Below are 26,210 nucleotides of genomic sequence, written 5' to 3' on the forward strand. Positions count from 1 at the left end.
TGGAGGTTGGTGCCGGCCGGAAAGGTGTGTCGGGCGTGCGCTACAGGGTCCGGGCGAGCACCGCCGCGGTGTCGAGCATCCGGTTCGAGAAGCCCCATTCGTTGTCGTACCACGACAGCACCCGCACCAGCTCGCCTTCGAGCACCTGGGTCTGCTTCAGGTCGACGGTCGAGCTGTGGCTGTCGTGGTTGAAGTCGCTGGACACCAGCGGCTCGGTGTTGATGCCGAGAATGCCCTTGAGCGCATTGCCCTTGGCGGCCTCGACGAAGGCCGCGTTGACCTCCTCGACGGTGGTCTTGCGCTTCGGCACGAACTTGAAGTCGATGACGCTGACATTCGGGGTCGGCACCCGGATCGAGGTGCCGTCGAGCTTGCCCGCCAGCTCCGGCAGCACCAGGCCGACCGCCTTGGCGGCACCGGTCGAGGTCGGGATCATCGACATCGCCGCCGCGCGCGCCCGGTGCAGGTCCTTGTGCATGGTGTCGAGCACCGGCTGGTCGCCGGTGTAGGAGTGGATCGTGGTCATGTAGCCGCGCTGGATGCCGATCGCGTTGTTCATGACGAACGCCACCGGGGCCAGGCAGTTGGTGGTGCAGGACGCGTTCGACAGGACGGTGTGCTCCTTGCCGATCTTGTCGTGGTTCACGCCGTAGACCACGGTCAGGTCGGCGCCGGTCGCCGGGGCCGAGATCAGCACCCGATTGGCGCCCGCCTCCAGGTGCAGGGCGGCCTTCTCGCGGGCGGTGAAGATCCCGGTGCACTCGAACGCGATGTCGACGCCCAGCTCGCCATGCGGCAGCTTCGCCGGGTCGCGCTCGGCGGTGACCCTGATCTTGCCCTTGCCGATGTCGATCCAGTCGTCGCCGGCGGAGACTTCCCCTGGGAAGCGGCCATGGACGCTGTCGTAGCGGAGCAGGTGGGCGTTGGTCTCGACCGAGCCGAGATCGTTGATCGCCACCACCTGCAGGTCGTCGCGCCCGCTCTCGTACAGCGCGCGCAGCACCAGCCGACCGATACGTCCGAACCCGTTGATCGCGATCTTCGTCGCCATGGACCTTCCTCCTCGAAACCTATGTCAACCGAGACCCGTCGCCGGGGTTCCACCAGTCACGCGGAGCCGTCAGCCGTTCCGCGCCGCCAGCAGCCGGCCGGCCTCGTCGGCCACCGCTTCCGGCGTAATCCCGAAGTGCTTGTAGAGTTCCTCGTACGGCCCCGAGGCGCCGAAACCGGTCATGCCCACGAAGCCCCCGTCAGCGCCGATGTCGGCATCCCAGCACATCCGGACCCCGGCCTCGACCGCCACCCGCACCGTGCCGTTGCCCAGCACCTGGGAACGGTAGGCGGCGTCCTGGGCGGCGAACAGCTCGCGGCAGGGCATCGACACCACGGCCGCACCGATGCCGCGGGCGGCCAGCAGGTCGCGGGCCTTGCGGGCGACATCGATCTCCGAGCCGGTGGCGATCAGCGTCACCTTGCGCTCGCCGTCGGCCTCGAACAGCACGTAGCCGCCGCGCCGCACCCGGTTGTCGCCGGTGTGCACGGTCCGCACCGCCGGCAGGCCCTGGCGGGTCAGCGCCAGCACCGACGGGCCGTCGGTGCGTTCCAGCGCCACCTGCCAGCACTCGGCGGTCTCGACCGCGTCGGCCGGGCGGTGGACGTGCAGGTTCGGGATGCAGCGCAGGGCGGCCAGATGCTCGACCGGCTGGTGGGTCGGACCGTCCTCGCCGAGGCCGATGGAATCGTGGGTCATCACGTAGATCACCCGGATGCCCATCAGCGCGGCCAGCCGGATCGACGGCCGGCAGTAGTCGGTGAACACCAGGAAGGTGCCGCCGTAGGGCACCACGCCGCCATGCAGCGCCATGCCGTTCATGGCCGCCGCCATGGCGTGCTCGCGCACCCCGTAGTGGATGTAGCTGCCGCCGGCGTCGTCGCGGGTCAGGACCCGCTGCGACTTGACCTTGGTGTTGTTCGATCCGGACAGGTCGGCCGAGCCGCCCAGCAGTTCCGGCATCGTCGGGGCGATCGCCTCGAGGGCGCGCTGCGAGGCGACGCGGGTGGCGAGCTTCGGCGGGTCCGAGGCGAGGGTCGCCTTCAGCGAGTGGACCGCGTCGGCCATGGCGGCCGGCAGCTCGCCGGCCATCACCCGCTCGAACTCGCCGCGGATCGCGGGATCGGCGGCCTCCAGGCGGCCGAGCCAGTCGTCCTGCGCGACCGCGCCGCGCGCGCCGAGCTGGCGGCCGGCGGCGGCGACCGCGGCCGGGATCTCGAACGGCGGGTACGGCCAGCCCAGGGCCTCGCGGGCGCCGGCGATCTCCTGGGCGCCGAGCGGGGCGCCGTGGCTGCCGGCGGTACCGGCCTTGGTCGGGGCGCCGAAGCCGATGGTGGTCCGGCAGGCGATCAGCGACGGCCGCGGGTCGGCGGCCGCCTCGGCCAGCGCGGCGGACAGCACCGCCGGGTCGTGCCCGTCGGTCGCCACCACGTGCCAGCCATAGGATCGGAACCGGGCCTGAACGTCGTCGGAGACCGACAGGTCGGTCGGCCCGTCGATCGAGATCTCGTTGTCGTCCCACAGCACGTTCAGGCGGCCGAGCCCGAGATGCCCGGCGAGCGACGCCGACTCGTGGCTGATGCCCTCCATCAGGCAGCCGTCGCCGGCGATCACCCAGGTGCGGTGGTCGACCAGGTCGTCGCCGAAGCGGGCGTTCAGGTGGCGCTCGGCGATCGCCATGCCGACCGCGTTGCCGAAGCCCTGGCCGAGCGGGCCGGTGGTGGTCTCGACGCCGGCGGTGTGGCCGTACTCCGGATGGCCCGGGGTCTTCGAGCCGAGCTGGCGGAAGCGCTTCAGCTCATCGATCGTCATGTCGGGATAGCCGGTCAGATGCAGCAGCGCGTACAGCAGCATCGAGCCGTGGCCGGCCGACAGCACGAAGCGGTCGCGGTCCGGCCAGTCCGGGCGGCGGGGGTCGAAGCGGAGCTGCTCGGAGAACAGCACCACCGCGGCGTCGGCCATGCCCATCGGCATGCCCGGGTGGCCGGAGTTGGCTGCCTCCACAGCGTCCATGGCGAGCGCGCGGATGGCGCTTGCGAGGGACTTGTGGTCGCCGGGGGTCAGGGCGGCGCCGCGGGCCTTGGGCGAGGATGTCATGATACGTTCGCGGGATCCGGGGGCGGGCCGGCGTCGGCCGGCGCCTTGGTGGCGCGGAAAATGCCGGTGCCGGAAGGGTGCGTCAAGCTGCCCGTGCCCAGGTTTCGGCACGGCACCGGTCGCGTTGACGGCCGGACCGTGCCGCCGGTATCATGCGGCGCTTCAAGGTCGCGGCCTTACGCCTTGAATCGCTGGCCGTTGAAGCGCGGGCGGGCGGCACGCGATCTCGAACCACGAGGGGCAATCCACATGTCGCGACTGGCGACTGCACGGGACAGGCTGGACAAGGCGGTCGCCCGGCTGGAGGCCGCGCTCGACGGACTCGGCGGTCCGGACGGCGCCGGCGACGCCGCGCTGAAGGCCGAGCTGGCCGCGGTGAAGCGCGACTATGCCGCGCTCGCCAAGACCGCCACCGAGGTCGACGGCCGGCTGCAGCGGACCATCGGCCGGCTCGAACTCGTGCTGGAGAACTGAGCCGTGGCGCAGGTCGACATCCAGATCAACGGCAAGGCCTACCGGATCGCCTGCGAGGACGGCCAGGAGCCGCGGCTTCGCGAGCTCGCCCAGATGGTCGACGCCCACGTCAAGGACCTGGTCGGCCAGGTCGGCCAGGTCGGCGACACCCGGCTGCTGGTGATGGCCAGCCTGCTGGTGGCCGACGAACTGATGGACCTGCGCGACGCCGCCCACGAGGTCGACGAGGGCGAGGAGGAATTCAGCCCGAGCGAGATCGACGACCTGGCGCTGGCGGTCGAGGGACTGGCCGAACGCATCGAGCGTATTGCGGTTAGGCTCGAGGCTTCCTAGATTGGCCCCCGACGGGGCTGCGCGGTTCGTTAGGCCGACTTTACCCCTGGGGCGATACCATCCTTCAAGGGAGCTGCCCCTGTCGGGACCGTGGTCTCGGCATAGCGGCGCCCACCTGCTTGGCAGGCCACAGAAGGGTATGCACTGACCGACGGCCGAGGCGGCTCCGTCACATCTACCGCCCCGCCTTTCTCCGATGCCGCCGCGACCGACTGGAGCTCATGACCGACCGCGACGACACGGCCAATTTCGTCGACCTGGAGGAGCTGCGCGCCGCCAAGGCCGCGCTGCGCCGCCCGATGCGCCAGCGGCGTGCCGCGGCGGCGGCCGCCGCCCCGGATGCCGGATCGCAGGTGGCGGCCCTGGTCGCCGCCTCCTTCGCCCCGCCGAGCGGCTCGGTGGTCGCCGGCTACTGGCCGGTGCGCGACGAGCTGGACCCTCGCCCGACCCTGTCCGAACTGTCGGCCCGCGGCTGCCGGATCGCCCTGCCGGCTGTAGTCGGCGAGGGCCAGCCGCTGGTGTTCCGGGCCTGGGAGGACGACGAGCCGCTGGAGCCGGGGCCCTACGGCACCGTGCAGCCGGGCGAGGCCGCCGACCAGGTCGAGCCGCAGCTGCTGCTGGTACCGATGCTGGCGTTCGACCGGGCCGGCCGCCGGCTCGGCTACGGCGGCGGCTACTACGACCGCACGCTCGCCACGCTGCGCGGCCGGTTCGCCGTGCAGGCGATCGGCATCGCCTATGCCGGCCAGGAGGTCGAGGCGGTTCCGGCCGGCCCGGAGGATGCCCGGCTCGACGGCGTGGTGACCGAGCGCGCCTTCATCGATTTCGCGGAGTAATCGCGTTGCGTCTGCTGTTCCTCGGCGATGTGGTCGGCCGGTCCGGTCGGGCGGTCGTGACCGAGCGCCTGCCGGGCCTGATCCGCGACCTCGGCACCGACTTCGTGGTCTGCAACGGCGAGAACGCCGCCGCCGGCTTCGGCATCACCGCCAAGATCTGCGCCGAGCTGTACGACGCCGGGGTCGACGTGATCACCACCGGCAACCACGTCTGGGACCAGCGCGAGATCCTCGACTACATCTCCGACGACCGGGCGCTGCTGCGGCCGATCAACTACCCGGCCGGCGCCCCCGGCAGCGGGGCCGGGGTGTTCGAGAGCGCGCGCGGCCACCGGGTGCTGGTGATCAACGCCATGTGCCGGCTGTTCATGGACGCGCTCGACGATCCGTTCGCGGCGGTCGAGCGGGCGATCGACGGCTGGGCGCTCGGCCACGACGCCGACGTCATCATGATCGACATCCACGGCGAGGCCTCGAGCGAGAAGATGGCGTTCGGCCACGCCTTCGACGGCCGGGTGTCGCTGGTGGTCGGCACCCACACCCATGTGCCGACGGCGGACACCATGATCCTGGCCAACGGCACCGCCTACCAGACCGACGCCGGCATGTGCGGCGACTACGACAGCGTCATCGGCATGAAGAAGGATTCCCCGGTCGACCGCTTCACCCGCAAGCTGCCGACCCCGCGCCTGGAGGCCGCCGACGGCGAGGCCACCCTGTGCGGCGTGTTCCTGGAGACCGACGACGCGACGGGACTGGCGAAGAGCGTCGCCCCGGTGCGGCTCGGCGGCGTGCTCAGCGAGGCGATGCCCGACTGAGCATCGGCCGTCTGCTCAGGTTCCGGCCAGCCAGGCGCGGGCCTCGGCCATCCGCGTGCGGTCGAAGAACCGGCTCTCGGCCTTGAAGAACGGCTTCGACAGCCGGGTCGCCCATTCCTGCCAGCCCGGTTCGCCGACCACGGCCACGCGGCCGAGATCGTCCTGATGACTCACGTCGAACTTGAACTCCTCCCACAGCCCGGGCAGGTCCCAGCCCCGGAAGTTCTCCAGGTCGAGGAGGAGCCGGACCGGCCCGAGCGTTTTCGCGAGCTGCTCAAACTCCGGCACGAACCGGTCGTAGTCGGATCTGGTCAGGGTTTCCGAGGCACGGACGGTGACGATCCCGTCTGCGCCTTGCTCGAGTGTCAGCATGCCGGCGCTCCTTGCCGTTCCAACGTCCCACCCCCGGACGACAGACAGGTGGCGCCGCGCGCCGGGGCCCGCAACCCGGTCGCCCAGGGCGGTCGCGGGCTGCTCAAAACCCGCGACGCGCGGCCCCTCGCGTGCTAGAAGCGCGCCGGCGCCGGGTCGGCGTCAGGTCGGGGCGCGCGCTGCTTCAGGTGGTGATGCGCCGGACCCCCACATCTGGTATAGAGGCAGCAACCGCGGCACGAGTCGTCGCGGTCGGGAGCGTATGAGATGGCTGGTCATTCCCAGTTCAAGAACATCATGTACCGCAAGGGCGCGCAGGATAAGAAGCGCGCCAAGATCTTCACGCGCCTGACGCGCGAGCTGCAGATCGCCGCCAAGGCGGGCGAGGATCCGGGGGCGAACCCGGCGCTGCGGTCGGCCATCATCGCCGCCCGCAAGGAGAACATGCCCAAGGACAACATCGAGCGGGCGATCAAGAAGGGTGCCGGCGGCGGCGACGACAGCAACTACGAGGAGATGCGGTACGAGGGCTACGGCCCCGGCGGCGTCGCGATGATCGTCGACACCCTGACCGACAACCGCAACCGCACGGCCTCGGAGGTGCGCTCGACCTTCTCGAAATACGGCGGCAACCTGGGCGAGACCAACTCGGTGTCGTTCATGTTCAGCCGGGTCGGCCAGATCATCTACCCGGCCGAGGCCGGCACGCCGGACGCCATCCTGGAGGCGGCGATCGAGGCCGGCGCCGAGAACGCCGAATCGGGCGAGGCCGAGCACGAGATTACCTGCGCGGTCGAGGACTTCCACGCCGTGCGCGAGGCGCTGGAGGAAGCGCTCGGCGCCGCCCAGTCGGCGCAGCTCACCTGGAAGCCGCTGAACACCGTGCCGGTCGACGAGGACCAGGCCGGCACGCTGCTCAAGCTGTTCAACCAGCTCGAGGACAACGACGACGTCCAGCAGGTCTCGGCCAACTTCGAGATCCCGGACGAGGTCATGGCGAAGCTCACGGCCTGATCGGGGCCGACCCGAGCCGGCCAAACGGAGGAGCCTGGATGCGGCTGATCGGGCTCGACCCCGGCCTGCGGAACACCGGATGGGGTGTGATCGAGACCGACGGCCACGCGCTCCGGCACGTCGCCGACGGCACGGTGCATTCCGACGGCGACGCGCCGATCGCCAGCCGGCTGGTGCAGCTCTACGACGGCGTGCTGGAGCTGATCGAGCGCTGGCGGCCGTCCGAGGCCGCGGTCGAGGAGACCTTCGTGAACCGCAACCCGGAATCCACGCTGAAGCTGGGTCTCGCCCGCGGCGTGGTGCTGCTGGCGCCCGCCAAGGCCGGGCTGCCGGTGTCGGAATACGCGCCGAAGCGGGTCAAGAAGTCGGTGGTCGGGACCGGCAGCGCCAGCAAGGAGCAGGTGCAGGCGATGATCGCCACCCTGCTGCCCGGTGCCCGGATCGCCGGCGCCGACGCCGCCGACGCGCTGGCCGTCGCGGTCTGCCACGCGCACTTCATCCAGGCCCGCGGCGCATACGGGGCGGCGGCCGGGGTCGCGACCCGCAAGTCGGCGGCCGGCTCCGCCATCCAGCCCGGCCTGCAGAGCGCCATCGCCGCCGCGCTCGCCAAGGAAGCCGCGGCCAGGGGGACCGGCTCGTGATCGCCAAGCTGAAGGGGCTGCTGGATTCCCTGGCCGAGGGTTCGGCGGTGATCGACGTCGGCGGTGTCGGCTACCTGGTGTTCGCCTCGGCCCGCACCCTGACGGCGCTCGGCGAGCCGGGCGCGGCGGTGTCGGTGCTGGTCGACACCCATGTCCGCGAGGACCACATCCATCTCTACGGCTTCGCTTCGGCGGCCGAGCGCACCTGCTTCCGGATGCTGCAGACCGTGCAGGGGGTCGGGGCCAAGCACGGGCTGTCGATCCTGTCGGTGCTGTCGCCGGACGAGGTGTTCACCGCGATCGCCGCCCAGGACCGGGTGATGCTGACCCGGGCCGACGGGGTCGGGCCGAAGCTGGCGCAGCGCATCGTGAACGAGCTGAAGGACAAGACCGTCAACGTCGCCCTCGGCCTCGGCGCCGACGCCACCGCCCCGGCGCGCGCCGCCGCGGTCAAGGGCAAGCCGGGCGACGACAGCGTCGCCGACGCGGTCTCCGCCCTGGTCAACCTCGGCTACGGCCGGGCCGAGGCCTACGGCGCCGTCAGCAACGCCCGCCAGGCGCTCGGCGAGGCCGCCGCCCTCGACAAGCTGATCACCCTCGGGCTGAAGGAGCTGGCGAGCTGATGGTCGATGACGACCAGGACTCCGATCGCCTGATCGCCCCGGAGCGGGCCGCCGAGGATGTCGGCGAGACCAGCCTGCGGCCGCAGACCCTGGACGACTTCACCGGCCAGAAGACCGTGCGCCGGAACCTCAAGGTGTTCATCGAGGCGGCACGCGGCCGCGGCGAGGCGCTCGACCACGTCCTGCTGTTCGGCCCGCCGGGCCTCGGCAAGACCACGCTGGCGCAGATCGTCGCGCGCGAACTCGGCGTGAACTTCCGGGCGACGTCCGGCCCGGTGATCGCCAGGGCAGGCGATCTGGCCGCCCTGCTGACCAACCTGGGACCGCGCGACGTCCTGTTCATCGATGAGATACATCGCCTCAATCCTGCCGTAGAGGAAGTGCTGTATCCCGCCATGGAAGACTTCCAGCTCGACCTGATCATCGGTGAGGGGCCGTCGGCGCGTTCGATACGCATCGACCTGCCGCCGTTCACCCTGGTGGCCGCCACCACCCGGTCGGGCCTGATCACCACGCCGCTGCGCGAGCGCTTCGGGATTCCGCTGCGGCTGGAGTTCTACGACGCCGAGGAACTGACCGGGATCGTCCGGCGCGGCGCCCGGCTTCTGGACTTCGACCTGGCCGAGGACGGCGCCCACGAGATCGCCCGGCGGGCCCGCGGAACCCCGCGGGTGGCGGGACGTTTGCTGCGGCGGGTCCGCGACTTCGCCGCCGTGGCCGGCGCCGGCCGGGTCGACGCCAGGACCGCCGACGCGGCGCTGACCCGGCTCGACATCGACAGCCGCGGCCTCGATGCCATGGACCGCCGCTACCTCGCCTGCATCGCCGAGAACTACGGTGGCGGGCCGGTCGGGGCCGAGACACTGGGAGCCGCCCTGGGCGAGCAGCGCGACGTGATCGAGGAAGTCATCGAGCCGTACCTGATGCAGCAGGGGCTGATCCAGCGCACGCCGCGCGGCCGCATGCTGTCGTCCTCGGGCTGGCGCTACCTCGGGCTTACGCCGAGCGCGGTCGCGGCCGCCCAGCTCGAGCTGCTGCCGGACGGCGACGACGACGACCTGCCCGGGGCGCCAGCGGAGGGCCCCGATGGTTGACCCCGCGGCGGCCGTCGGGCCGCTCGCCGGCGGGGAGTTCCGGTTCCCCGTCAGGGTGTTCTACGAGGACACCGACGCCGGCGGCATCGTCTACCACGCCAACTACCTGCGGTTCGCCGAGCGCGCCCGCACCGAGACGCTGCGCTGCCTCGGCATCGAGCAGTCGCGGCTGCGCGAGGAGCACGACGTGGCGTTCATCGTGCGCCGCTGCACGATCGACTACCGGGCCCCGGCGCGCCTCGACGACGCGCTCGAGGTCCGCACCCGGATGACCGGCTGGCGGGGCGCCGCCATCGAGGCCGAGCAGTCCGTCCACCGGCAGGGCGAGGAGACCGCGCTGGTCGCCCTCGACCTCGTCATCGCCTGCGTGAACGGCAGGGGGCGGCCGGTCCGGGTTCCCGGACCGGTGCGCGACGCCTTCGACCGTGCCGCCGGTGCTGCGTAATCAGCGTAGAGGGATCGATGGATCAGACCGCACAAATCGCGCTTGGGGCCGTGGCGGCCGACGCGTCCAGCTTGAGTATCTGGGACCTGTTCCTGGCAGCGGACCCGATCGTGAAGGGCGTGATGTTCATGCTGCTGATCGCCTCGGTGATCTGCTGGGCGATCATCTTCGACAAGACCTTCAAGGTGCGGTCGCTGCGGCGCCGGGCCGCGGATTTCGAGGAGGCGTTCTGGTCCGGCGGCTCGCTCGAGGACCTGTACGACCGGATGGGCAACCATCCCGACGACCCGATGTCCGCTGTGTTCGCCTCGGCGATGCGCGAGTGGCGCCGTTCGGCCGCGCGCGGGCTGACGGCGCGCAGCAACGAGATCCGGGCGAGCCTGCGGCAACGCATCGACCAGGTCATGTCGCTGACCATCTCGCGCGAGATGGAGACGCTGGAGAAGCGCATGACCTTCCTCGCCTCGGTCGGCTCGACGGCCCCGTTCGTCGGGCTGTTCGGCACGGTCTGGGGCATCATGAACAGCTTCCAGTCGATCGCGGCGTCCAAGAACACCAGCCTGGCGGTGGTCGCCCCCGGCATCGCCGAGGCGCTGTTCGCGACCGCGCTCGGCCTGGTCGCCGCGATCCCGGCGGTGATCTTCTACAACAAGATCTCCAGCGACCTCGGCAAATACGCGGCCCGGCTCGAGGGCTTCGCCTCGGAGTTCGCGTCGATCCTGTCGCGCCAGCTCGACGAGGGGAACTGAGCCGTGGCCGCGCCGCTCATCAAGGCTGGGGGCCACGGCCGGCGACGCTACCGGCCGCTCAGCGAGATCAACGTGACGCCGTTCGTCGACGTCATGCTGGTGCTGCTGATCGTGTTCATGGTGACGGCGCCGCTGCTCACCGTCGGCGTCCCGGTCGACCTGCCGAAGACCGAGGCGGCGCAGCTGACCGACCAGGTCGAGCCGCTGGTGGTCACGGTGCGGGCCGACGGCAGCATCTTCCTGCAGGAGACCGAGGTCGCCGCCGACCAGCTAGTGCCCCGGCTGACCGCCGTGACCGGCGCCAAGGCGGACACCCGGATCTTCGTGCGCGGCGACCGCCGCATCGCCTACGGATCGGTCATGGAAGTGATGGGCATGATCAGCGCCGCCGGGTTCTCCCGGGTGGCGCTGCTGGCCGAGCTTCCGGAGCCGCCGGCCCCGGCGAAGCAGTGAGCTGACGAGACGGTCATGAACCGCGGCCTGACCCTGTCGGTTGCCTTGCATCTGACGTTGATCGTGTTCGCGATCTACGGGCTCCCGCAGCTGTTCAAGCCGCAGCCGATCGAGAACCGCCTGATGGTGGTCGACGTGGTGACCGTGGGCTCGATCACCAACGCGCCGCCGCCGGCCGAGGCCGCCAAGAAACCGGACGCCCCGACCCAGACCGCCAAGGCCAAGCCGGATTCCCCGAAGACACCGCCGCCGCCGCCGTCCAGCGCCGCCGCCCCGCCGCCGCCGCCGACCCCGAAGATCGAGCCGCCCAAGGTCCAGGCCCCGCAGGCCGCGGTCCCCAAGGCCCAGCCGCCGAAGCCGCAGACCGCGACGAGCGTGTCGCCGCCGGCCGAGCCGGTGCCGACCGCCGAGCCGGTGCCGGCCCCGAAGCCGCAGACCGCCGCCAGCGCCGAGCCGGTGCCGTTGCCGAAGCCAAAGCCGCAGGAAGCCCGGAAGCCCGATCCGGCGGCCGAGGCCGTCCCGCTGCCGAAGCCGCAGGAGCGGCCGAAGCCCGAGGCCGAGGTGGCGCCGCCGCCGAAGCCGAAGCCCGAGGAGGCGAAGAAGCCGGAACCCGAGCCCGAGACCCCGAAGCCGGTGGAGGCGACCAAGCCGGAGCCGCCGAAGCCGGCGCCGCCGAAGGTCGAGCCGGAAGCGGTGAAGGCCGCCGAGGCGTCGCCGGAACCGCCGCCGCCGCTGCCGGTCGCCCGCCCGACGCCGCCGAAGCGCCCGGCCAAGGAGCAGGTCGCGACCAAGGAGACGCCGGACAAGGACAAGAAGCCCGAGAAGACCGACGATTTCCTGAACGTGCTGAAGACCGTCCAGAAGATGAAGGACAGCGCGGCGACCCCGGCCGAAGCCGAGAACAACGCGCCGAAGACCTCGGATTCGACGGCGCGCCGGTCGAACTTCGACGCCGATCGGCCGTTGTCCGTATCGGAGATGGACGCGATTCGTCAGCAGATCGCGCGGTGCTGGCTGGTGCCGGCCGGCGCGAAGCAGGGAGAGTCCCTGGCCGTGGAGATCCAGGTCCGCATGAACCAAGACCGGACGGTCCGCGAGGCCGCGGTCGTCGATTCCAGCCGCATGCGGTCGGACCCGTTCTTCCGCGCCGCGGCGGAGTCCGCGCTGCGGGCCCTGCGCAACCCGTCCTGTACCCCACTCAACCTCCCGCCGGAGAAGTACGAGACATGGAAAAGCTTCACGATCACGTTCGATCCGAAGGACATGCTGTCCTGACGCCGCACACGCCGGCCCGGCCGTCGACCGAGCCGTCGCGTGTCGATCTGTCGCGCCGCGGCCTCGGCCGGCTGGCGCTCGGCGGGGCGCTGACCGGGGGGCTGGCAGGCGCCGGGGTCGTCGGCCTGGCGCGGCCGGCCTCGGCGGAGCTGCGCATCGACATCACCCAGGGCCGGGTCGAGCCGCTACCGGTGGCGATCTCCGACTTCAAGGGGCAGGGCATCGAGCCGACCCGGATCGGGCGCGAGATCGCCGGCATCATCCGCGCCGACCTGGAGCGTTCCGGCCTGTTCGCGCCGATCGACCAGAACGCCTTCATCCAGACCGACCTGGAGTTCGACGCCGTGCCGCGGTTCGGCGACTGGCGGCTGATCAACGCCCAGGCGCTGGTGCACGGCCGGGTGACCGAGATCGGCAACCGCCAGGTCCGCGTCGACTTCCGGCTGTGGGACGTGTTCGCCGAGCAGTACATGACCGGCACCACGCTGACCGTGATCCCGGAATCGCTGCGCCGCGCCGCCCACATCATCGCCGACATGATCTACAAGCGGATCACCGGCGAGGACGGCTATTTCGACAGCCGGATCGTCTACATCGCCGAGGAGGGCGCCCAGAACCGCCGCCGCAAGCGCATGGCGATCATGGACCAGGACGGCGCCAACCATCAGTTCCTGACGGATTTCGGCACCCTGGTGCTGACCCCGCGGTTCTCGCCGACGCACCAGGAGATCACCTACCTCGCCTATTACAACAACAAGCCGCGGGTCTACATCTTCAACCTGGATACCGGGCAGCAGGAGGTCCTCGGCGACTTCCCGGGCATGACCTTCGCGCCGCGGTTCTCGCCGGACGGCAACCAGGTGATCATGAGCCTGGCGCGCGACGGCATCACCGACCTGTACCGGATGGACCTGCGCACCCGCCGGGTGACGCGCCTGACCAACAGCCCGTCGATCGATACCTCGCCGAGCTTCTCGCCGGACGGCACCCAGGTGGTGTTCAACTCCGACCGCGGCGGCTCCCAGCAGCTCTACCTGATGGATGCGAACGGCGCCGGGGTGCGACGCATCAGTTTCGGGCAGGGCCGCTATGCAACGCCGGTATGGTCGCCCCGTGGAGATCTCATAGCGTTCACCAAGATCACCGGTGGAGAGTTTCACATCGGGGTGATGCGGGTCGACGGTTCCGGCGAGCGGCTGCTGTCCAGCGGCTTCCTGGTCGAGGCCCCGAGTTGGGCGCCGAACGGCCGGGTTCTGGTGTTTTTCAAGCAACAACGCACCGACAAGAGCGGGCGCGGGGGAGAGTCGAAACTCTACACGATCGACCTCACGGGCTACAACGAACGGGAAATGGTAACCCCGCTGGATGCGTCCGACCCGGCGTGGAGTCCGTTGTTGCGTTAAAGTTACGAACCCATGGAGCCCCTTGCTTATTTAAGCGTTACGCAAGTATAAGGGGCCTCGCTCGCGGTCGGGGGCCGGGCGGAGATACGTGCGACCGACCAGCAGGCAAGGCCCGGAGGACGGGGTCCCAGCGGACCACCAGAGGGGGCGGGGCGCCAAGGTTCACACATCTCCAGAGGATAACCAATCATGCGCATGAAGTTGTTGAGCGTTTTCGCCGTCGTCGCGCTCCTCGCCGCGTGCGAGACCGCTCCGGACTCGTCGGCCAATGCCGGTAACACCGGTGCTACCACGGCTACCACCGCCCCGGCCAAGGCCGGTCCGACCCCGGGCACCGCGGAAGACTTTGTCGTCAACGTCGGCGACCGGGTGTTCTTCGCCTTCGACAGTTCCGAGCTGTCGGCCGAGTCCCGCACCACGCTCGAGAAGCAGGCCTTCTGGCTGCGCAAGTACCCGCAGTCGACCGTGACGGTCGAGGGCCACTGCGACGAGCGCGGCACGCGTGAGTACAACCTGGCGCTGGGCGAGCGGCGTGCCGCCTCTGCCCGTGACTACCTGGTGTCCCTCGGCGTCGACCCGAGCCGTGTCGCGACGATCTCCTACGGCAAGGAGCGTCCGGCGGTCACTGGTTCGACCGAGGAGGCCTGGGCCCAGAACCGTCGCGCCGTCACCGTCATCAACTGACGGCCGCGAGACTGAGTGCGTGAACCGGCGGCCGCGGGGTGACCGTGGCCGCCGGCGCCTCATTTTCGCCGCGGGTTCACGATATGGAACGGGCCATGACGCGCTACGGCTTCGCATCGCCCCTGATCGCCCCCCTGTTCGCCCGACCCGCGGCCATCGCCTCGCTGCTCGCGGTCGTCACGGCCTTCGCCGCCGTCCCGGCGGTGGCACAGCAGGACGTCTCGGCCCTGGTCGAGCGGGTGCAGCGGCTGGAACGCACGGTCACCGACCTGCAGCGTTCCGTCTACGCCGGGCAGACCCCGCCCGCCGGTAGCCTGAGCGGCCCGGTCGACGCCGGCGCCCAGGCGGCCCTGCCGAACCTTCTGACCAAGGTCCAGCTGCTCGAAACCCAGATCCGCAACCTGACCGGTCGGGTCGAGGAGCTTGGCTACAAGCTCGATCGGGCGAATACCCAGATCGAAAAGGTCCAGGCCGACACCGATCTTCGTCTGCAGGCGCTCGAAGGCGGTGCGCCGTCTTCGTCCGCGCCGGCGCCGTCGTCCGTTCCGGCGCCTGACCAGACGCTGGGATCGGCGCCGCGCGCGCTCGGCCAGCTCTCGCAATCCGAAGCGGCGCAGGCCGGCTCCGGCGCCCCGTCTCCGGCGCCGCAGCAGCAGGCCGCGCTGACCAACGGTTCGGTCCAGCAGCAGTACGAAGACGCGTTCAACATGCTGGTGAAGCACGACTACGACCGGGCCGAGCAGGCGTTTACCGCGTTCGTCAAGGCCAACCCCCAGGATCCGCTCGCCGGCAACGCTCAGTACTGGCTGGGCGAGACCTACTATGTCCGCCAGCGCTACCAGGACGCGGCCGTCGCCTTCCTCGAGGGCTACCAGAAATACCCGAAGAGCCCGAAGGCCGCCGACAACCTGCTGAAGCTCGGCATGGCACTCGCCCAGGTCGGCCAGAAGGCCGAGGCCTGCACGTCCTTCGCCCGGCTGCAGCGGGAGTTCCCGGACGCGCCGACCAACATCAAGCGCCGGCTGGTCCAGGAGACCGACCGGCTGAAATGCGCGCCCTGATCGCGACGGTTTCCTCGGTCGACCACGTACCGGTGGACCCGGCGGGCTTCGCCGCCCGGCTCGACCCGCTGGCGGCGGCGGTCGACGCCCCGCTGGCGGTGGCGGTGTCCGGCGGGCCGGACAGCCTCGCCCTGCTGCATCTCGCCGACCTGTGGGCCCGCCGGCACGGCCGCGACCTGCTCGTCTACACCGTCGATCACGGGCTGCGGGCCGGCGCTGCCGACGAGGCCGCCGCCGTGGCCCGGCATGCGGCCCGCCGGCAGCGCCGCCATCGCACCCTGGCCTGGACCGGCGCCAAGCCTGACAGCGGCCTGCAGGCGGCGGCCCGCGAGGCCCGCTACCGGCTGTTGGTCGACGCCTGCCGGCGCGACGGCGCCGGGGCGCTGCTGCTCGCCCACCATCTCGACGACCAGGCCGAGACCCTGCTGCACCGCATCGACCGCGAGACCGGGCCCGACGGCCTGGCCGGCATGGCGCCGTCGCGGACCGTCGACGGCGTGCTCCTGCTGCGCCCGCTGCTGGACGTCCCCAAGGCGCGGCTGCTGGCGACCTGCCGGGCGGCCGGCATCGTCTGGGCCGAGGACCCGTCGAACAGCGACCCGCGGTTCGCCCGGGCCGGCCTGCGCGAACTCGCCCCGGCGCTGGCCGAGGCCGGGGTCACCCCGGCGCGTCTCGGCCGGCTGGCGGTGGCCATGGCGGCGGCGCGCGCCGGGTTCGACCGGTTCGCCGCCGAGTGGATGGCCGCCCATGGCGAGGTCCGGGCCACCGGCGCCGTGAGCCTCGATCTGGCCGCTCTCGCCGCCGCCCCGGCGATGCTGCGGGACCGCCTGGTCGACCGCGCGCTGCGGGCGGTCGGCGGGCTCGGCTATCCGGTGCGCGGCGACCGGCTGGCCCGGCTGACGGACTGGATCGCGGTCGGTACGCCCGGTCCGCGTGCCCGCACCCTGGCGGGCTGCCGGATCGAGATCGACGGCGGGGCCGGGCTCCTGACGGTGCTGCGCGACTGGCGGCAGGCCGGCCGGCCGGTGACCGTGGCGGCCGGCGGAACCGCCCGCTGGGACGGCCGGTTCGAGATCGAGAACGCGACCGCCCGCCCGGTCCGGGTCGGGGTCTGCGGCGCCGAGGGCTGGCGGCGCTGGCGTCGAACCGGGCCCGCACGGCCGGCCGCCGGCGATGCGACCATTCCGCACGCCGTCCGGCTGGCGCTGCCGGCCGTCGTCGACCTTGACGGGGGTATCGCCCTCCCCCACCTTGTAGCAAGCGCGCCTGCGCCGTCCGAATGGGTCGGAGATGCTGTCCGGGTAAGGTTCCGACCGTCCGGTCTCGTCTTCGTGCTTGGTCGGCGTGGCGGTATCGGTGGCGATTTCCGACCCTCACTGCCGTGCAACGGAAGGCAGGCTACGTGAACAATTTCGGCAAGAACCTGGCTCTCTGGATCATCATCGGCGTCCTGCTGGTGGCGCTCTTCAACCTGTTCAACGGGTCGACGCCGCGGACCAGCCAGTACAGCCTGCCGTACTCGGACTTCCTGGCCGAGGTCGAGTCAGGGCGGGTCAACCAGGTCACCATCCAGGGCAATACGATCAACGGCCACTTCTCCGACGGGCGCGGGTTCTCGACCTACGCGCCGCAGGACGCCGACATGGTCGACCGCCTGAACAAGGCCGGCGTCCGGATCTCGGCGGCACCGCCGGAAGAGGGCATGTCGGGGGTGCTGGGGATCCTGATCTCCTGGTTCCCGATGCTGCTGTTCATCGCGGTCTGGATCTTCTTCATGCGCCAGATGCAGGGCGGCGGCGGCAAGGCCATGGGCTTCGGCAAGAGCCGGGCGCGGCTGCTGACCGAGAAGACCGGCCGGGTGACCTTCGACGACGTCGCCGGCATCGACGAGGCCAAGACCGAGCTCGAGGAAATCGTCGAGTTCCTGAAGGATCCGCAGCGCTTCCAGCGTCTGGGCGGCAAGATCCCGAAGGGCTGTCTGCTGGTAGGGCCCCCGGGCACCGGTAAGACGCTGCTGGCCCGTGCCATCGCGGGCGAGGCCAACGTGCCGTTCTTCACGATCTCCGGCTCCGACTTCGTGGAGATGTTCGTCGGCGTCGGCGCCAGCCGCGTCCGCGACATGTTCGAGCAGGGCAAGAAGAACGCCCCCTGCATCATCTTCATCGACGAAATCGACGCGGTCGGCCGGCATCGCGGCGCCGGCCTGGGCGGCGGCAACGACGAGCGCGAGCAGACCCTGAACCAGCTGCTCGTGGAGATGGACGGCTTCGAGGCGAACGAGGGCGTGATCCTGATCGCCGCCACCAACCGGCCCGACGTGCTGGATCCGGCTCTGCTGCGCCCGGGCCGCTTCGACCGCCAGATCGTGGTGCCGAACCCGGATATCCTCGGCCGCGAGAAGATCCTCAAGGTCCACATGCGCAAGGTTCCGCTCGGGCCGGACGTCGAGGCGCGGGTGATCGCGCGCGGCACGCCGGGCTTCTCGGGCGCCGACCTCGCCAACCTCGTCAACGAGGCCGCCCTGCTCGCCGCCCGCAAGGGCAAGCGCGTGGTCGGCATGTCCGAGTTCGAGGAGGCCAAGGACAAGGTCATGATGGGGGCCGAGCGGCGCTCCATGGTCATGACCGAGGAAGAGAAGAAGCTGACCGCCTATCACGAGGCCGGGCACGCCATCGTGGCCCTGCACTGCCGCGACAGCGACCCGATCCACAAGGCCACGATCATCCCGCGCGGCCGGGCCCTCGGCATGGTCATGCGCCTGCCGGAAGGCGACCGGATCTCGCTGTCGCTGGCCAAGCTGATGGACGACCTGCGGGTCGCCTGCGGCGGCCGGATCGCCGAGGAGCTGATCTTCGGCGCCGACCGCATCACCACCGGCGCCTCGTCCGACATCCGCATGGTGTCGGACATGAGCCGGCGGATGATCACCGAGTGGGGCATGAGCGACAAGCTCGGCTTCCTGGCCTACTCGGCGGACCAGCAGGAGGTGTTCCTGGGCCATTCGGTGACCCAGCAGAAGAACGTCTCGGACGCCACCGCCAAGGTGATCGACGAGGAGATCCGGCGGGTTACCGACGGCGCCTACGAGGATGCCAGGCGGGTCCTGATGGAGCATCTCGACGACCTGCACACGCTGGCCAAGGGCCTGCTTGAGTACGAGACCCTGTCCGGCGACGAGATCAAGGATCTGCTGGCCGGCCGTCCGGTCGACCGCAGCGGCGGCCGCGAGGATACCCAGAAGCCGGCCGCCGGGCGTCGCGCCTCGGTGCCGACCGGTGGGGCCGAGACCCCGGGTGCCGGTGGCACCGGCGGCCTCGAACCGGACCCGCAGCCGGGCGACTGAACCGGTGACCGGGTTCGCCCCGTGATTGGGATCGAACGGAAGCCCGCGCCACTGCGCGGGCTTCTGCGTTCCGGGCACCGCCTCTACCTGCTGCCGCGCGATCTTCTGACCGGCGAAGCCGCCGAGGCCGAGGTCGAGGCCGGATCGGCGCATTGGCTGGCCGGCGGCCCGGTCGCCTTCCGGGCGGTCGACCTGATCATGCGCTCCGGGCCGGCGGTGCAGATGGCCCGGGCCCCGGTCGAGACCCTGGCGGACCACGACATTCCCGACCTGGACGGCCGCTTGCGGCGGCTGTGCGGGCCGCGCCCCCTGCTCGGGAAGGCGACCGTGCCGCTGCTCATGGGGATCGTCAACGCCACGCCCGACAGCTTCTTCGACGGCGGCCACCATGCCGGGGCCGAGGCCGCGATCGCCCATGGCCGGGCTTTGGCGGCACAGGGTGCGGCGATCCTCGACATCGGCGGCGAGTCGACCAGGCCCGGCGCCGAGCCGGTGCCGCTCGACGAGGAGCGCCGCCGCACCGAGCCGGTGGTCCGGGCGCTGGCTGCCGACGGGCACACGGTATCGATCGACAGCCGCAACGCCGCGGTGATGGCGGCCGCCCTCGACGCCGGCGCCGCCTGGGTCAACGACGTTTCCGGGCTGTCGCACGACCCGGCGGCCGCCGCCCTGGTCGCGGCGCGCGGCTGCCCGGTGGTGCTGATGCACATGCGCGGCGAGCCGCGCACCATGCAGGCCGAGCCGCGCTACGACTGCGCGCCGCTCGACGTCTACGACGAACTCGAGGCCCGGGTGCTGGCGGCCGAACAGGCCGGCATCGCCCGTGACCGGATACTGGTCGATCCGGGTTACGGCTTCGCCAAGACCGTCGCCCACAACCTCCAGGTCACCTCGTGGCTGGCGGTCCTGCACGGCCTCGGCTGTCCGGTGCTGTTCGGGGCGTCGCGCAAGAGCTCGATCGGCAAGCTGTCGCGTGGCGAGCCGGCGTCGGACCGGCTGGCCGGCTCGATCGCACTGGCCCTGGCGGGGGTCGCCCGCGGCGCCCAGGTGCTGCGGGTCCATGACGTCGCCGAGACCGCGCAGGCGCTGGCGGTGCAGCGGGCGCTGGACGCCGCCGAGCGCTGACTGCCGCCGTTAGCGCCGGCGCCCGGCCAGGATCAGCAGCGCCGCCCCCGCGTCCAGGCCGGCGCACAACCACCAGGCTGTCGCGTAGTCTGCGAACAGGTCGTGCAGTAGCCCGATCGACAGCGGCGCGAAGGCATAGAGCACCTGCGAACCCGCCATCACCAGGCCGACCGCGGCGGTGAACGCCGCCGCTGCCACCTCGCGGCGCAGGATCAGGCTGGGCAGGGTGATCAGGTTGCCGACCCCCAGGCCGTAGGCGGTGCAGGCCACCAGTGTCGCAGGGACCGACGGCATGGTGGCGAGGACCGCCAGCGCGGCGGTCTGAACGGCGAGGGTGGCGGCCATGGCGATGCGCGGATCGACCCGGTCGATCACCAGGCCGGTCGCCACCCGGCCGACGATCGCCGCACCGGTGGTCAGCCCGACCGCGAGCGACAGGGTCTCCGGCACCAGCCGGGGCGCCAGGAACGCGACCTGGTGGGTCAGGAAACCGACCTGGGCGAACAGGCCGATCGCCGAGGCCGCCATCACCGACTGCAGCATCGGCAGGCGCAGGAGCGCCCCGGTCGACGCGCGCGGCCCCGCGGTCGGTCGGGCCGACCGGTCGGCGGCCCCGCCGTCCGGCGCCAGCCCGAGCCGGGCCGGCGAGGTGCCGAGGAACAGCAGTGCGGCCGGCCACAGGGTCACGGCCATGACCAGGACCACGACGGCGACCCCGGCGGTGAAGCCGAGCCGGTCGATCGCCAGGATCATCAGCGGTGCCACGATCACGCCGCCGCAGCTCGCGCCGTTCAGCGCCATGCTGATCGCCATGCCCAGCCGGCGGTCGAACCAGGGGGCGACCAGGGCGTTGACCATCACCCCGCTCATGGTCGCCCAACCCACGCTCATGGCCAGGAAGGCCGGCCATAGCTGCCAGGGCTCGGTCACCCGGGTCACCGCCAGGACGGCGGCGCCCATGGCGACGCTGCCGGTCAGCAGCACCGGGCGCTCGCCGAAGCGGTCGACCGCCCGCGGGACGATGGTCAGCAGCGCGCCACCCAGCAGGTAGTAACCTGTGATCGCCGCCCCGAGCGTGCCGGCGGCCCAGCCGTGGGCCTCGGCCAGGGTCGCCAGGTAGACGCCGGCGCCGTAGAATCCGAAACCCCAGCCGAACAGGGCGACCAGGAACGCCGTCGCGACGACCTTCCACCCGTGGAACAAGCCCGATCTCCCGATTGCGGTGGCGGCGGCTCGGCACTACCTCGGCACCGTATCCAGCACCACGGCCGGCGCGTGGTGCCATTCGGCCTTTCGCGTTGGCACCAACCGACGCTCGATCGCCGCCGGCAGGGAGACCGAATATGGCAAGGGTAGCGGTGGTCACGGGCGGCAACCAGGGTCTGGGGCTGGCGCTGGTCAGGGGATTGTGCGCCGCATTCGGCCCGGGCGACATCGTGTATCTGACGGCCCGAAGCGAGGCGCGTGGCCGGGCCGCCCTTGCCGAGATCGGCCCGGTCGCGCCGGATCTGCGGTTCGAGCGCATCGACGTCACCGACACCGCGACCGTCGCCGCCGCCGCTGGGGCGATGCAGGCCCGGCACGGTGGCGTCGACATCGTGATCTCGAACGCGGCCGCGCGGATCGGCCGCGAGACGGCTCCGGCCGACCAAGTCGCGGCCTTCGTCGACACCAACAACCACGGCACCTGCCGAATGCTCGCGCACTTTCTTCCGATCCTGCGGCGGGACGCCCGGTTCCTGGTGGTCGCCAGCTCGTTCGGTCGGCTGCAGCTGCTGCCGACGCGCCTGCACCCGCTGTTCGACATCGCGACCGCGAGCCTCGACGGCATCGAGGCGGCCATGGAAGGGTATGCCGCCGCGTTGCGCGGCGGTACGGCGGCCGAGGAGGGGTGGCCCGAGTGGATCAACGTGCCGTCGAAGATCGGCCAGGTGGCGTCGGCCAAGGTCGCTGCCCGCCTCGTCCGGGCCGAACGGCCGCACGACGGCATCCTGGTCAACGCCGTCTGCCCCGGCCTCATCGACACCGAGGCGTCGCGTCCCTGGTTCGACGACATGTCCTCGGCGCAGAGCCCGGAGCAGGCCGCCGTCGACGTTCTGTGGCTGGCGCTGCTGCCGGGCGGGGCCGCGCAGCCGCAGGGCGAACTGGTGCAGTTCCGCAAGGTGCTGTCCTGGCGATAGCGCCGGTCGCACGGGTCGCGGAGCAGGGGTGAATCGGCTATAAGCGACCCACGACATCAACCTGGGTGAACAGCATGGCGCGTGCGCTGTTCGGAACCGACGGCATCCGCGGTCGGGCCAACACCGAGCCGATGACCGCCGACCTCGCCATGAAGGTGGCGATGGCGGCCGGCCTGCATTTCCGCAAGGACCACGGCCGCCGGCCGCTGGCCGTGATCGGCAAGGATACCCGGCTGTCCGGCTACATGCTGGAGCCGGCGATGGTGGCCGGATTCACCGCCATCGGCATGGACGTGGTGCTGGTCGGGCCGATGCCGACGCCGGCGGTGGCGATGCTCACCCCGTCGCTGCGGGCCGACCTGGGGGTTGTGATCTCGGCCTCTCACAACGGCTATCAGGACAACGGCATCAAGCTGTTCGGCCCGGACGGCTACAAGCTGTCGGACGCGGTCGAGGCCGACATCGAGGCGCGGCTGGAGAGCCTGGGGCCGTCGGCGCTCGCCGGCTCCGCCGACCTCGGTCGGGCCCGCCGGCTGGAAGACGCCCAGGGCCGCTACATCGAGGCGGTGAAGGCCTCGTTCCCGTCGAGCCTGCGGCTGGACGGCCTGAAGGTGGTGGTCGATTGCGCCCACGGCGCCGGCTACAAGGTCGCGCCGCGGGTGCTTTACGAACTCGGCGCCGACGTGGTGGCGATGGGGGTGTCACCGGACGGCTTCAACATCAACGACCGGGCCGGCGCGGTCGCCCCGCAGGCGATGCGGGCGCGGGTCGTGGAGGAGCGGGCCGATGTCGGCCTGGCCTTCGACGGCGACGCCGACCGGCTGATCCTGGCCGACGAGATCGGCCAGATGATCGACGGCGACCAGGTCCTGGGCATGATCGGGCGCTCCTGGTCGGAGGACGGCCGCCTCAAGGGCGGCGGCGTGGTCGCCACCGTGATGTCCAACCTCGGCCTCGAGCGGTTCCTGGAGTCGATCGACCTCAAACTGATCCGCACCAAGGTCGGCGACCGCTACGTGCTCGAGCGCATGCGCTCCGACGGCTACAACGTCGGCGGCGAGCAGTCGGGCCACATGATCTTCACCGACTACGCCAAGACCGGCGACGGCCTGCTGGCGGCCCTGCAGGTACTGGCGGTGCTGGTGCAGGCCGACAAGCCGCTGTCCCAGGTCGCCCGGGTGTTCCAGCGGCTGCCGCAGGTTCTCAAGAATGCCTGCTTCGACGGCGGCGACCCGCTGCAGCGCAGGATCGTCAAGGAGGCGATGGCGGACGGCGAGCGGGCGCTCGCGGGTACCGGCCGGCTGCTGATCCGCAAGTCCGGGACCGAACCGGTGATCCGGGTAATGGCGGAGGGCGAGGACGAGCGGGCGGTCACCCGGATCGTCGATTCCATCGTCGCGGCGATCGAGAACCGCAGCAGCAGCGAGGACGCGGCGTGAGCGAGGGCGGGACCGCAAGGCGCATCGCCGGCCGGGTGCTGATCGTCGCCGGCTCCGACTCCGGCGGCGGCGCCGGCATCCAGGCCGACATCAAGTCGGTGACCGCGCTCGGCGGCTACGCGATGACCGCGATAACCGCGCTGACGGCGCAGAACACCGAGGGCGTGTTCGGGGTCCACGAGGTGCCGACCGCGTTCCTGCGCCAGCAGATGGAACTGGTGATCGGCGACATCGGCGTCGACTGCGTGAAGACCGGCATGCTGCATTCGGCTCCGGTGATCGAGACGGTGTGCGACGTGCTGGAGGCCCGGCTGCCGAACGTGCCGCTGGTGGTCGACCCGGTGATGGTGGCGAAGGGCGGACACCCCCTGCTGGAGCCGAGCGCGATGGGGGTGCTCAAGAACCGCCTGATCACCCGCGCCACCGTGCTGACCCCGAACGTGCCGGAGGCCGAGCTGCTGACCGGCCTGACCATCCGCGACGAGGACGCGATGCGGCAGGCGGCGGAACTGCTGCTGTCTTTCGGGCCGCGCGCGGTGCTGCTGAAGGGCGGCCACATGAGCGGCCGCGACGTGGTCGACCTGCTGGCGAGCGAGGACGGGATCGAGGCGATCCGGGGCCCGCGGATCGACACCCGGCACACCCACGGCACCGGCTGCTCGCTGGCTTCGGCGATCGCCTGCGGGCTGGCCCAGGGGCTGAGCCTGACCAAGGCGATCCGCCGGGCCCGGAACTACGTCCTGACGGCGATCGCCACGGCGCCCGGCTGGGGCCGCGGTCACGGCCCGCTCAACCACGCCCATACGATTCGCGCGGACGCCTGACCGGCCGAGGGATCACCAGCCGGCGCGGCGGATCTCGTCGTAGCCGAGGTCGGCGGCCAGGCGCGACAGGGTCACCTCGATGGCGTCCGGAACCATTCGTCCGCCCATCGGCGCGCGCCAACTCGGTCCCCGGATCGCGAGCAGGCCGGGTTCGGCCTCGATCGAATAGACGAACGCCGCGAAGATGCAGCCGGTCGGCGCGGCCAGCCCGACCAGGCCGCGCGGTGGCATGTCGCCGCCGACCAGCAGGCGGTCGCGCCGCGCGACGTCGGCGGCGGTTTCCGCCATCCAGTCGTCCAGGGTCAGCGAGGGCCGGTCGTCGGCCACCAGCGTGTACGCGCGCAACGCCCCGTCGCGGCCGAGCAGGGTGGGAACGAGGACCAGTGAGTGGGGGGCACCGCATCTCATGCCCCGACCCTAGGCGCCCGCCGGCCACCGGTTCCTTGATGCACCTCAAACCGTGATGGCCGCCGCTACATCACCGCACGGTCCAAGGCCGGGTCGCGGGCGAATGTGGCGGCGATCTGGTCGAGACCGCGCTGCACCGCCGCGCGCTGGGCCGGCTTGCCGAGGGCCAGGCGGATATGGTCGCGGCCGGCCCCGGGGGCGACCGCGAACACCGGCCCGTCGGCAACCGTCACGCCGCGCTCCACCAGGGTCGATGCGGCGGCGCCCCGCCACGGCTCCGGCACCGCGAGCCAGAGATGCGGGCTGGCGGCCGGCGCCGGTGCCAGCCAGCCGCCGAGACGGGCGCGGGCGAGGGCGCCGCGGGCGGTCTGCTCCTGCCGCTTGGCCTCGACCAGCCGTTCGGCCGTGCCGTCGGCCAGCCAGCGCACCAGGATCTCCACCACCAGCGGCGGCACCATCCACAGGGTGTCGCGGAGCCCCGCCATCAGCCGCGGGCACATGGCCGTCGGCCCGTGCACCGCGCCGACCCGGAGGCCCGGCGCCAGGTGCTTCGACGCCCCGGTGACGTAGAGGCTGTGTTCGGGTATCCGGGCGGCGATCGGGATCGGCGCCTTGCCGGTGCCGGCCCCCTCGGCGAAGGCGTGGTAGATGTCGTCCTCGATCAGGGTCACCCGGTGCCGCGCGACGATCCCGGCGACCGCGTCGCGCCGCGCTTCCGACAGTACCGAAGCCGTCGGGTTCTGCAGGGTCGGGATCAGGAACACGCCCTTCGGCCGGTGCTGGCGGATGGCGGAGTCCAGGGCGTCCGGCAGCAGCCCCCCTGCGTCCATGTCGAGCGGCACGACCCGCAGGTGCCGGGCGGCGGCGGCGCTCTTGAAACCCGGATGGGTCAGGCGCTCGCACAGCACGACGTCGCCGGGCTCGAACGTCGCGGCCAGAGCGACGGAGATGCCGTGCTGGGCGCCGGCGGTGACCAGGGTGCAGGCGGCCTCGGCCGGCATCCGCATGTCGTGCCGCAGCCAGTCCGCCAGGGCCGCCCGATGGGCCGGGCGACCGCCGCTCGGATCGTAGCAGGTGAGGGCCGGAGCCCGGTTGTCGGATGCGATCTCGGCCAGCGTCCGGCGCAACGCCGCCTCGGAGTCGTCCTGGCAGGGCGGGAAGTTCAGTCCGAAGTCGATCGGGGCACCGGCGTCGACCACCTCGCCCCAGCTGCGGATGCGGGCGTCGCGCACGAAGGTCCCGCGGCCGATCTCGCCGTCGATCAGGCCGCGGGCCGTGGCTTCCCTGTAGGCGCGCGTCACGGTTCCGACGGTCACGCCCAGGCGCCACGCCAGCTCGCGGTGCGTCGGCAGCCGGGTGCCGGGGGTCAGCGAGCCGCCGCGGATCGCGTCGGCCATCGCCTCGGCGATCGCGCGATAGCGCGGACCGCTGCGGTGCGCGAGGTCGGGAAGCCAGTCCGTCATGGTGA

At 71.5% G+C, this 26,210-nt stretch carries 26 protein-coding genes, 1 other RNA gene and 1 pseudogene; 22 read left to right on the plus strand and 6 right to left on the minus strand.

Translation table 11 applies throughout. The features are described 5' to 3' along the window. Positions 1-40: 40 nt before the first annotated feature. Positions 41-1,051, minus strand: a complete 1,011-nt coding sequence (gene gap / locus RIC31_RS00160) for a type I glyceraldehyde-3-phosphate dehydrogenase (RefSeq protein ID WP_350099798.1) — start codon at positions 1,049-1,051, stop codon at positions 41-43. 69 nt (positions 1,052-1,120) lie between these two features. Beyond that, positions 1,121-3,148, minus strand: coding sequence for a transketolase (gene tkt / locus RIC31_RS00165; protein ID WP_350099800.1), 2,028 nt, complete (start codon positions 3,146-3,148; stop codon positions 1,121-1,123). 249 nt (positions 3,149-3,397) lie between these two features. Between tkt and RIC31_RS00170 the strand changes: the two genes are divergently transcribed. The 5 genes from RIC31_RS00170 to RIC31_RS00190 all read left to right on the plus strand — a co-directional run bounded on the left by RIC31_RS00170 (position 3,398) and on the right by RIC31_RS00190 (position 5,609). Beyond that, positions 3,398-3,622: a hypothetical protein gene (locus RIC31_RS00170; protein ID WP_350099802.1), complete on the plus strand. Its 225-nt coding sequence runs from the start codon at positions 3,398-3,400 to the stop codon at positions 3,620-3,622. 3 nt (positions 3,623-3,625) lie between these two features. Further along, a complete protein-coding gene (locus RIC31_RS00175; RefSeq protein ID WP_350099804.1) occupies positions 3,626-3,955 on the plus strand; it encodes a cell division protein ZapA in 330 nt (109 codons plus the stop codon). A gap of 11 nt (positions 3,956-3,966) precedes the next feature. Further along, positions 3,967-4,126: non-coding RNA, 6S RNA (ssrS, locus tag RIC31_RS00180), on the plus strand. 50 nt (positions 4,127-4,176) lie between these two features. Next, the gene (locus RIC31_RS00185; RefSeq protein WP_350099806.1) at positions 4,177-4,791 is read left to right on the plus strand and encodes a 5-formyltetrahydrofolate cyclo-ligase; all 615 of its coding nucleotides are present in this window, start codon (positions 4,177-4,179) and stop codon (positions 4,789-4,791) included. Positions 4,792-4,796: 5 nt separating this feature from the next. Beyond that, the gene (locus RIC31_RS00190; RefSeq protein ID WP_350099809.1) at positions 4,797-5,609 is read left to right on the plus strand and encodes a TIGR00282 family metallophosphoesterase; all 813 of its coding nucleotides are present in this window, start codon (positions 4,797-4,799) and stop codon (positions 5,607-5,609) included. A gap of 15 nt (positions 5,610-5,624) precedes the next feature. Here RIC31_RS00190 and RIC31_RS00195 read toward each other — a convergent pair whose 3' ends face one another. Then, positions 5,625-5,981: a SpoIIAA family protein gene (locus RIC31_RS00195; protein WP_350099811.1), complete on the minus strand. Its 357-nt coding sequence runs from the start codon at positions 5,979-5,981 to the stop codon at positions 5,625-5,627. 267 nt (positions 5,982-6,248) lie between these two features. On the opposite strand from RIC31_RS00195, the gene RIC31_RS00200 reads away from it, so the two are divergent. From RIC31_RS00200 to folP, 14 genes and pseudogenes are all read left to right on the plus strand, one after another. Then, positions 6,249-6,995 carry a YebC/PmpR family DNA-binding transcriptional regulator gene (locus RIC31_RS00200; RefSeq protein ID WP_350099813.1) on the plus strand — a complete coding sequence of 249 codons (747 nt, stop codon included), beginning with the start codon at positions 6,249-6,251 and terminating at the stop codon, positions 6,993-6,995. Between the two features lie 38 nt (positions 6,996-7,033). Continuing rightward, a pseudogene (gene ruvC / locus RIC31_RS00205) lies at positions 7,034-7,492 on the plus strand (crossover junction endodeoxyribonuclease RuvC); the annotation flags it as partial. Between the two features lie 140 nt (positions 7,493-7,632). Further along, positions 7,633-8,259, plus strand: coding sequence for a Holliday junction branch migration protein RuvA (ruvA, locus tag RIC31_RS00210; RefSeq protein ID WP_350099816.1), 627 nt, complete (start codon positions 7,633-7,635; stop codon positions 8,257-8,259). Continuing rightward, a complete protein-coding gene (gene ruvB / locus RIC31_RS00215; RefSeq protein ID WP_350099818.1) occupies positions 8,259-9,353 on the plus strand; it encodes a Holliday junction branch migration DNA helicase RuvB in 1,095 nt (364 codons plus the stop codon). The genes ruvA and ruvB overlap by 1 nt, the downstream gene beginning before the upstream one ends. Then, on the plus strand, positions 9,346-9,798 hold the full coding sequence (gene ybgC / locus RIC31_RS00220) for a tol-pal system-associated acyl-CoA thioesterase (protein ID WP_350099820.1): 453 nt from the start codon (positions 9,346-9,348) through the stop codon (positions 9,796-9,798). Before ruvB ends, ybgC begins: the two co-directional genes overlap by 8 nt. A 17-nt stretch (positions 9,799-9,815) precedes the next feature. Continuing rightward, complete coding sequence (gene tolQ, locus RIC31_RS00225; protein ID WP_350099823.1) at positions 9,816-10,547, plus strand: protein TolQ; 732 nt, start codon at positions 9,816-9,818, stop codon at positions 10,545-10,547. 3 nt (positions 10,548-10,550) lie between these two features. Beyond that, complete coding sequence (tolR, locus tag RIC31_RS00230) at positions 10,551-11,000, plus strand: protein TolR (protein WP_350099825.1); 450 nt, start codon at positions 10,551-10,553, stop codon at positions 10,998-11,000. Between the two features lie 15 nt (positions 11,001-11,015). After that, entirely contained in the window at positions 11,016-12,275 is a 1,260-nt protein-coding gene (gene tolA, locus RIC31_RS00235) for a cell envelope integrity protein TolA (protein ID WP_350099827.1), read from the plus strand. Beyond that, on the plus strand, positions 12,227-13,678 hold the full coding sequence (gene tolB, locus RIC31_RS00240) for a Tol-Pal system beta propeller repeat protein TolB (protein ID WP_350099829.1): 1,452 nt from the start codon (positions 12,227-12,229) through the stop codon (positions 13,676-13,678). Before tolA ends, tolB begins: the two co-directional genes overlap by 49 nt. 189 nt (positions 13,679-13,867) lie before the next feature. After that, a complete protein-coding gene (pal, locus tag RIC31_RS00245) occupies positions 13,868-14,362 on the plus strand; it encodes a peptidoglycan-associated lipoprotein Pal (protein ID WP_350099831.1) in 495 nt (164 codons plus the stop codon). Between the two features lie 95 nt (positions 14,363-14,457). Next, a complete protein-coding gene (gene ybgF, locus RIC31_RS00250) occupies positions 14,458-15,423 on the plus strand; it encodes a tol-pal system protein YbgF (protein WP_350099834.1) in 966 nt (321 codons plus the stop codon). After that, the gene (tilS, locus tag RIC31_RS00255) at positions 15,411-16,829 is read left to right on the plus strand and encodes a tRNA lysidine(34) synthetase TilS (protein ID WP_350099836.1); all 1,419 of its coding nucleotides are present in this window, start codon (positions 15,411-15,413) and stop codon (positions 16,827-16,829) included. Before ybgF ends, tilS begins: the two co-directional genes overlap by 13 nt. Next, the gene (gene ftsH / locus RIC31_RS00260) at positions 16,826-18,766 is read left to right on the plus strand and encodes an ATP-dependent zinc metalloprotease FtsH (protein ID WP_350099872.1); all 1,941 of its coding nucleotides are present in this window, start codon (positions 16,826-16,828) and stop codon (positions 18,764-18,766) included. The genes tilS and ftsH overlap by 4 nt, the downstream gene beginning before the upstream one ends. A 21-nt stretch (positions 18,767-18,787) precedes the next feature. Next, positions 18,788-19,891, plus strand: a complete 1,104-nt coding sequence (folP, locus tag RIC31_RS00265; protein WP_350099838.1) for a dihydropteroate synthase — start codon at positions 18,788-18,790, stop codon at positions 19,889-19,891. A 9-nt stretch (positions 19,892-19,900) separates the two neighbouring features. Here folP and RIC31_RS00270 read toward each other — a convergent pair whose 3' ends face one another. Next, positions 19,901-21,094: an MFS transporter gene (locus RIC31_RS00270; RefSeq protein WP_350099840.1), complete on the minus strand. Its 1,194-nt coding sequence runs from the start codon at positions 21,092-21,094 to the stop codon at positions 19,901-19,903. 140 nt (positions 21,095-21,234) lie between these two features. Here RIC31_RS00270 and RIC31_RS00275 point away from each other — a divergent pair, with 140 nt between their 5' ends. The 3 genes from RIC31_RS00275 (at position 21,235) to thiD (ending at position 24,334) form a co-directional block, all read left to right on the plus strand. Further along, entirely contained in the window at positions 21,235-22,071 is an 837-nt protein-coding gene (locus tag RIC31_RS00275) for an SDR family NAD(P)-dependent oxidoreductase (RefSeq protein ID WP_350099842.1), read from the plus strand. Between the two features lie 74 nt (positions 22,072-22,145). Beyond that, entirely contained in the window at positions 22,146-23,510 is a 1,365-nt protein-coding gene (gene glmM, locus RIC31_RS00280) for a phosphoglucosamine mutase (protein ID WP_350099844.1), read from the plus strand. Beyond that, positions 23,507-24,334, plus strand: a complete 828-nt coding sequence (thiD, locus tag RIC31_RS00285; protein WP_350099846.1) for a bifunctional hydroxymethylpyrimidine kinase/phosphomethylpyrimidine kinase — start codon at positions 23,507-23,509, stop codon at positions 24,332-24,334. Before glmM ends, thiD begins: the two co-directional genes overlap by 4 nt. A gap of 12 nt (positions 24,335-24,346) precedes the next feature. Here the strand turns inward: thiD and RIC31_RS00290 are convergent, their stop codons facing one another. Further along, positions 24,347-24,679: a hypothetical protein gene (locus RIC31_RS00290; protein ID WP_350099848.1), complete on the minus strand. Its 333-nt coding sequence runs from the start codon at positions 24,677-24,679 to the stop codon at positions 24,347-24,349. Positions 24,680-24,807: 128 nt separating this feature from the next. Next, positions 24,808-26,205 carry an aminotransferase-like domain-containing protein gene (locus tag RIC31_RS00295; RefSeq protein ID WP_350099850.1) on the minus strand — a complete coding sequence of 466 codons (1,398 nt, stop codon included), beginning with the start codon at positions 26,203-26,205 and terminating at the stop codon, positions 24,808-24,810. Positions 26,206-26,210: the final 5 nt, after the last annotated feature.

It is taken from the genome of Thalassobaculum sp. (assembly GCF_040219615.1).
In the GTDB taxonomy this organism is placed as follows: Bacteria; Pseudomonadota; Alphaproteobacteria; order Thalassobaculales; family Thalassobaculaceae; genus Thalassobaculum_A.

Excerpts from the sequence above, each read along its gene's own strand:
- gap (WP_350099798.1), bottom strand. The coding sequence starts at position 1,051 with ATGGCGACGAAGATCGCGATCAACGGGTTCGGACGTATCGGTCGGCTG.
- tkt (WP_350099800.1), bottom strand. The coding sequence starts at position 3,148 with ATGACATCCTCGCCCAAGGCCCGCGGCGCCGCCCTGACCCCCGGCGAC.
- RIC31_RS00170 (WP_350099802.1), top strand. The coding sequence starts at position 3,398 with ATGTCGCGACTGGCGACTGCACGGGACAGGCTGGACAAGGCGGTCGCC.
- RIC31_RS00185 (WP_350099806.1), top strand. The coding sequence starts at position 4,177 with ATGACCGACCGCGACGACACGGCCAATTTCGTCGACCTGGAGGAGCTG.
- RIC31_RS00195 (WP_350099811.1), bottom strand. The coding sequence starts at position 5,981 with ATGCTGACACTCGAGCAAGGCGCAGACGGGATCGTCACCGTCCGTGCC.
- RIC31_RS00200 (WP_350099813.1), top strand. The coding sequence starts at position 6,249 with ATGGCTGGTCATTCCCAGTTCAAGAACATCATGTACCGCAAGGGCGCG.
- ruvB (WP_350099818.1), top strand. The coding sequence starts at position 8,259 with ATGGTCGATGACGACCAGGACTCCGATCGCCTGATCGCCCCGGAGCGG.
- ybgC (WP_350099820.1), top strand. The coding sequence starts at position 9,346 with ATGGTTGACCCCGCGGCGGCCGTCGGGCCGCTCGCCGGCGGGGAGTTC.
- tolQ (WP_350099823.1), top strand. The coding sequence starts at position 9,816 with ATGGATCAGACCGCACAAATCGCGCTTGGGGCCGTGGCGGCCGACGCG.
- tolA (WP_350099827.1), top strand. The coding sequence starts at position 11,016 with ATGAACCGCGGCCTGACCCTGTCGGTTGCCTTGCATCTGACGTTGATC.
- tolB (WP_350099829.1), top strand. The coding sequence starts at position 12,227 with ATGGAAAAGCTTCACGATCACGTTCGATCCGAAGGACATGCTGTCCTG.
- pal (WP_350099831.1), top strand. The coding sequence starts at position 13,868 with ATGCGCATGAAGTTGTTGAGCGTTTTCGCCGTCGTCGCGCTCCTCGCC.
- ybgF (WP_350099834.1), top strand. The coding sequence starts at position 14,458 with ATGACGCGCTACGGCTTCGCATCGCCCCTGATCGCCCCCCTGTTCGCC.
- tilS (WP_350099836.1), top strand. The coding sequence starts at position 15,411 with ATGCGCGCCCTGATCGCGACGGTTTCCTCGGTCGACCACGTACCGGTG.
- RIC31_RS00275 (WP_350099842.1), top strand. The coding sequence starts at position 21,235 with ATGGCAAGGGTAGCGGTGGTCACGGGCGGCAACCAGGGTCTGGGGCTG.
- glmM (WP_350099844.1), top strand. The coding sequence starts at position 22,146 with ATGGCGCGTGCGCTGTTCGGAACCGACGGCATCCGCGGTCGGGCCAAC.
- RIC31_RS00295 (WP_350099850.1), bottom strand. The coding sequence starts at position 26,205 with ATGACGGACTGGCTTCCCGACCTCGCGCACCGCAGCGGTCCGCGCTAT.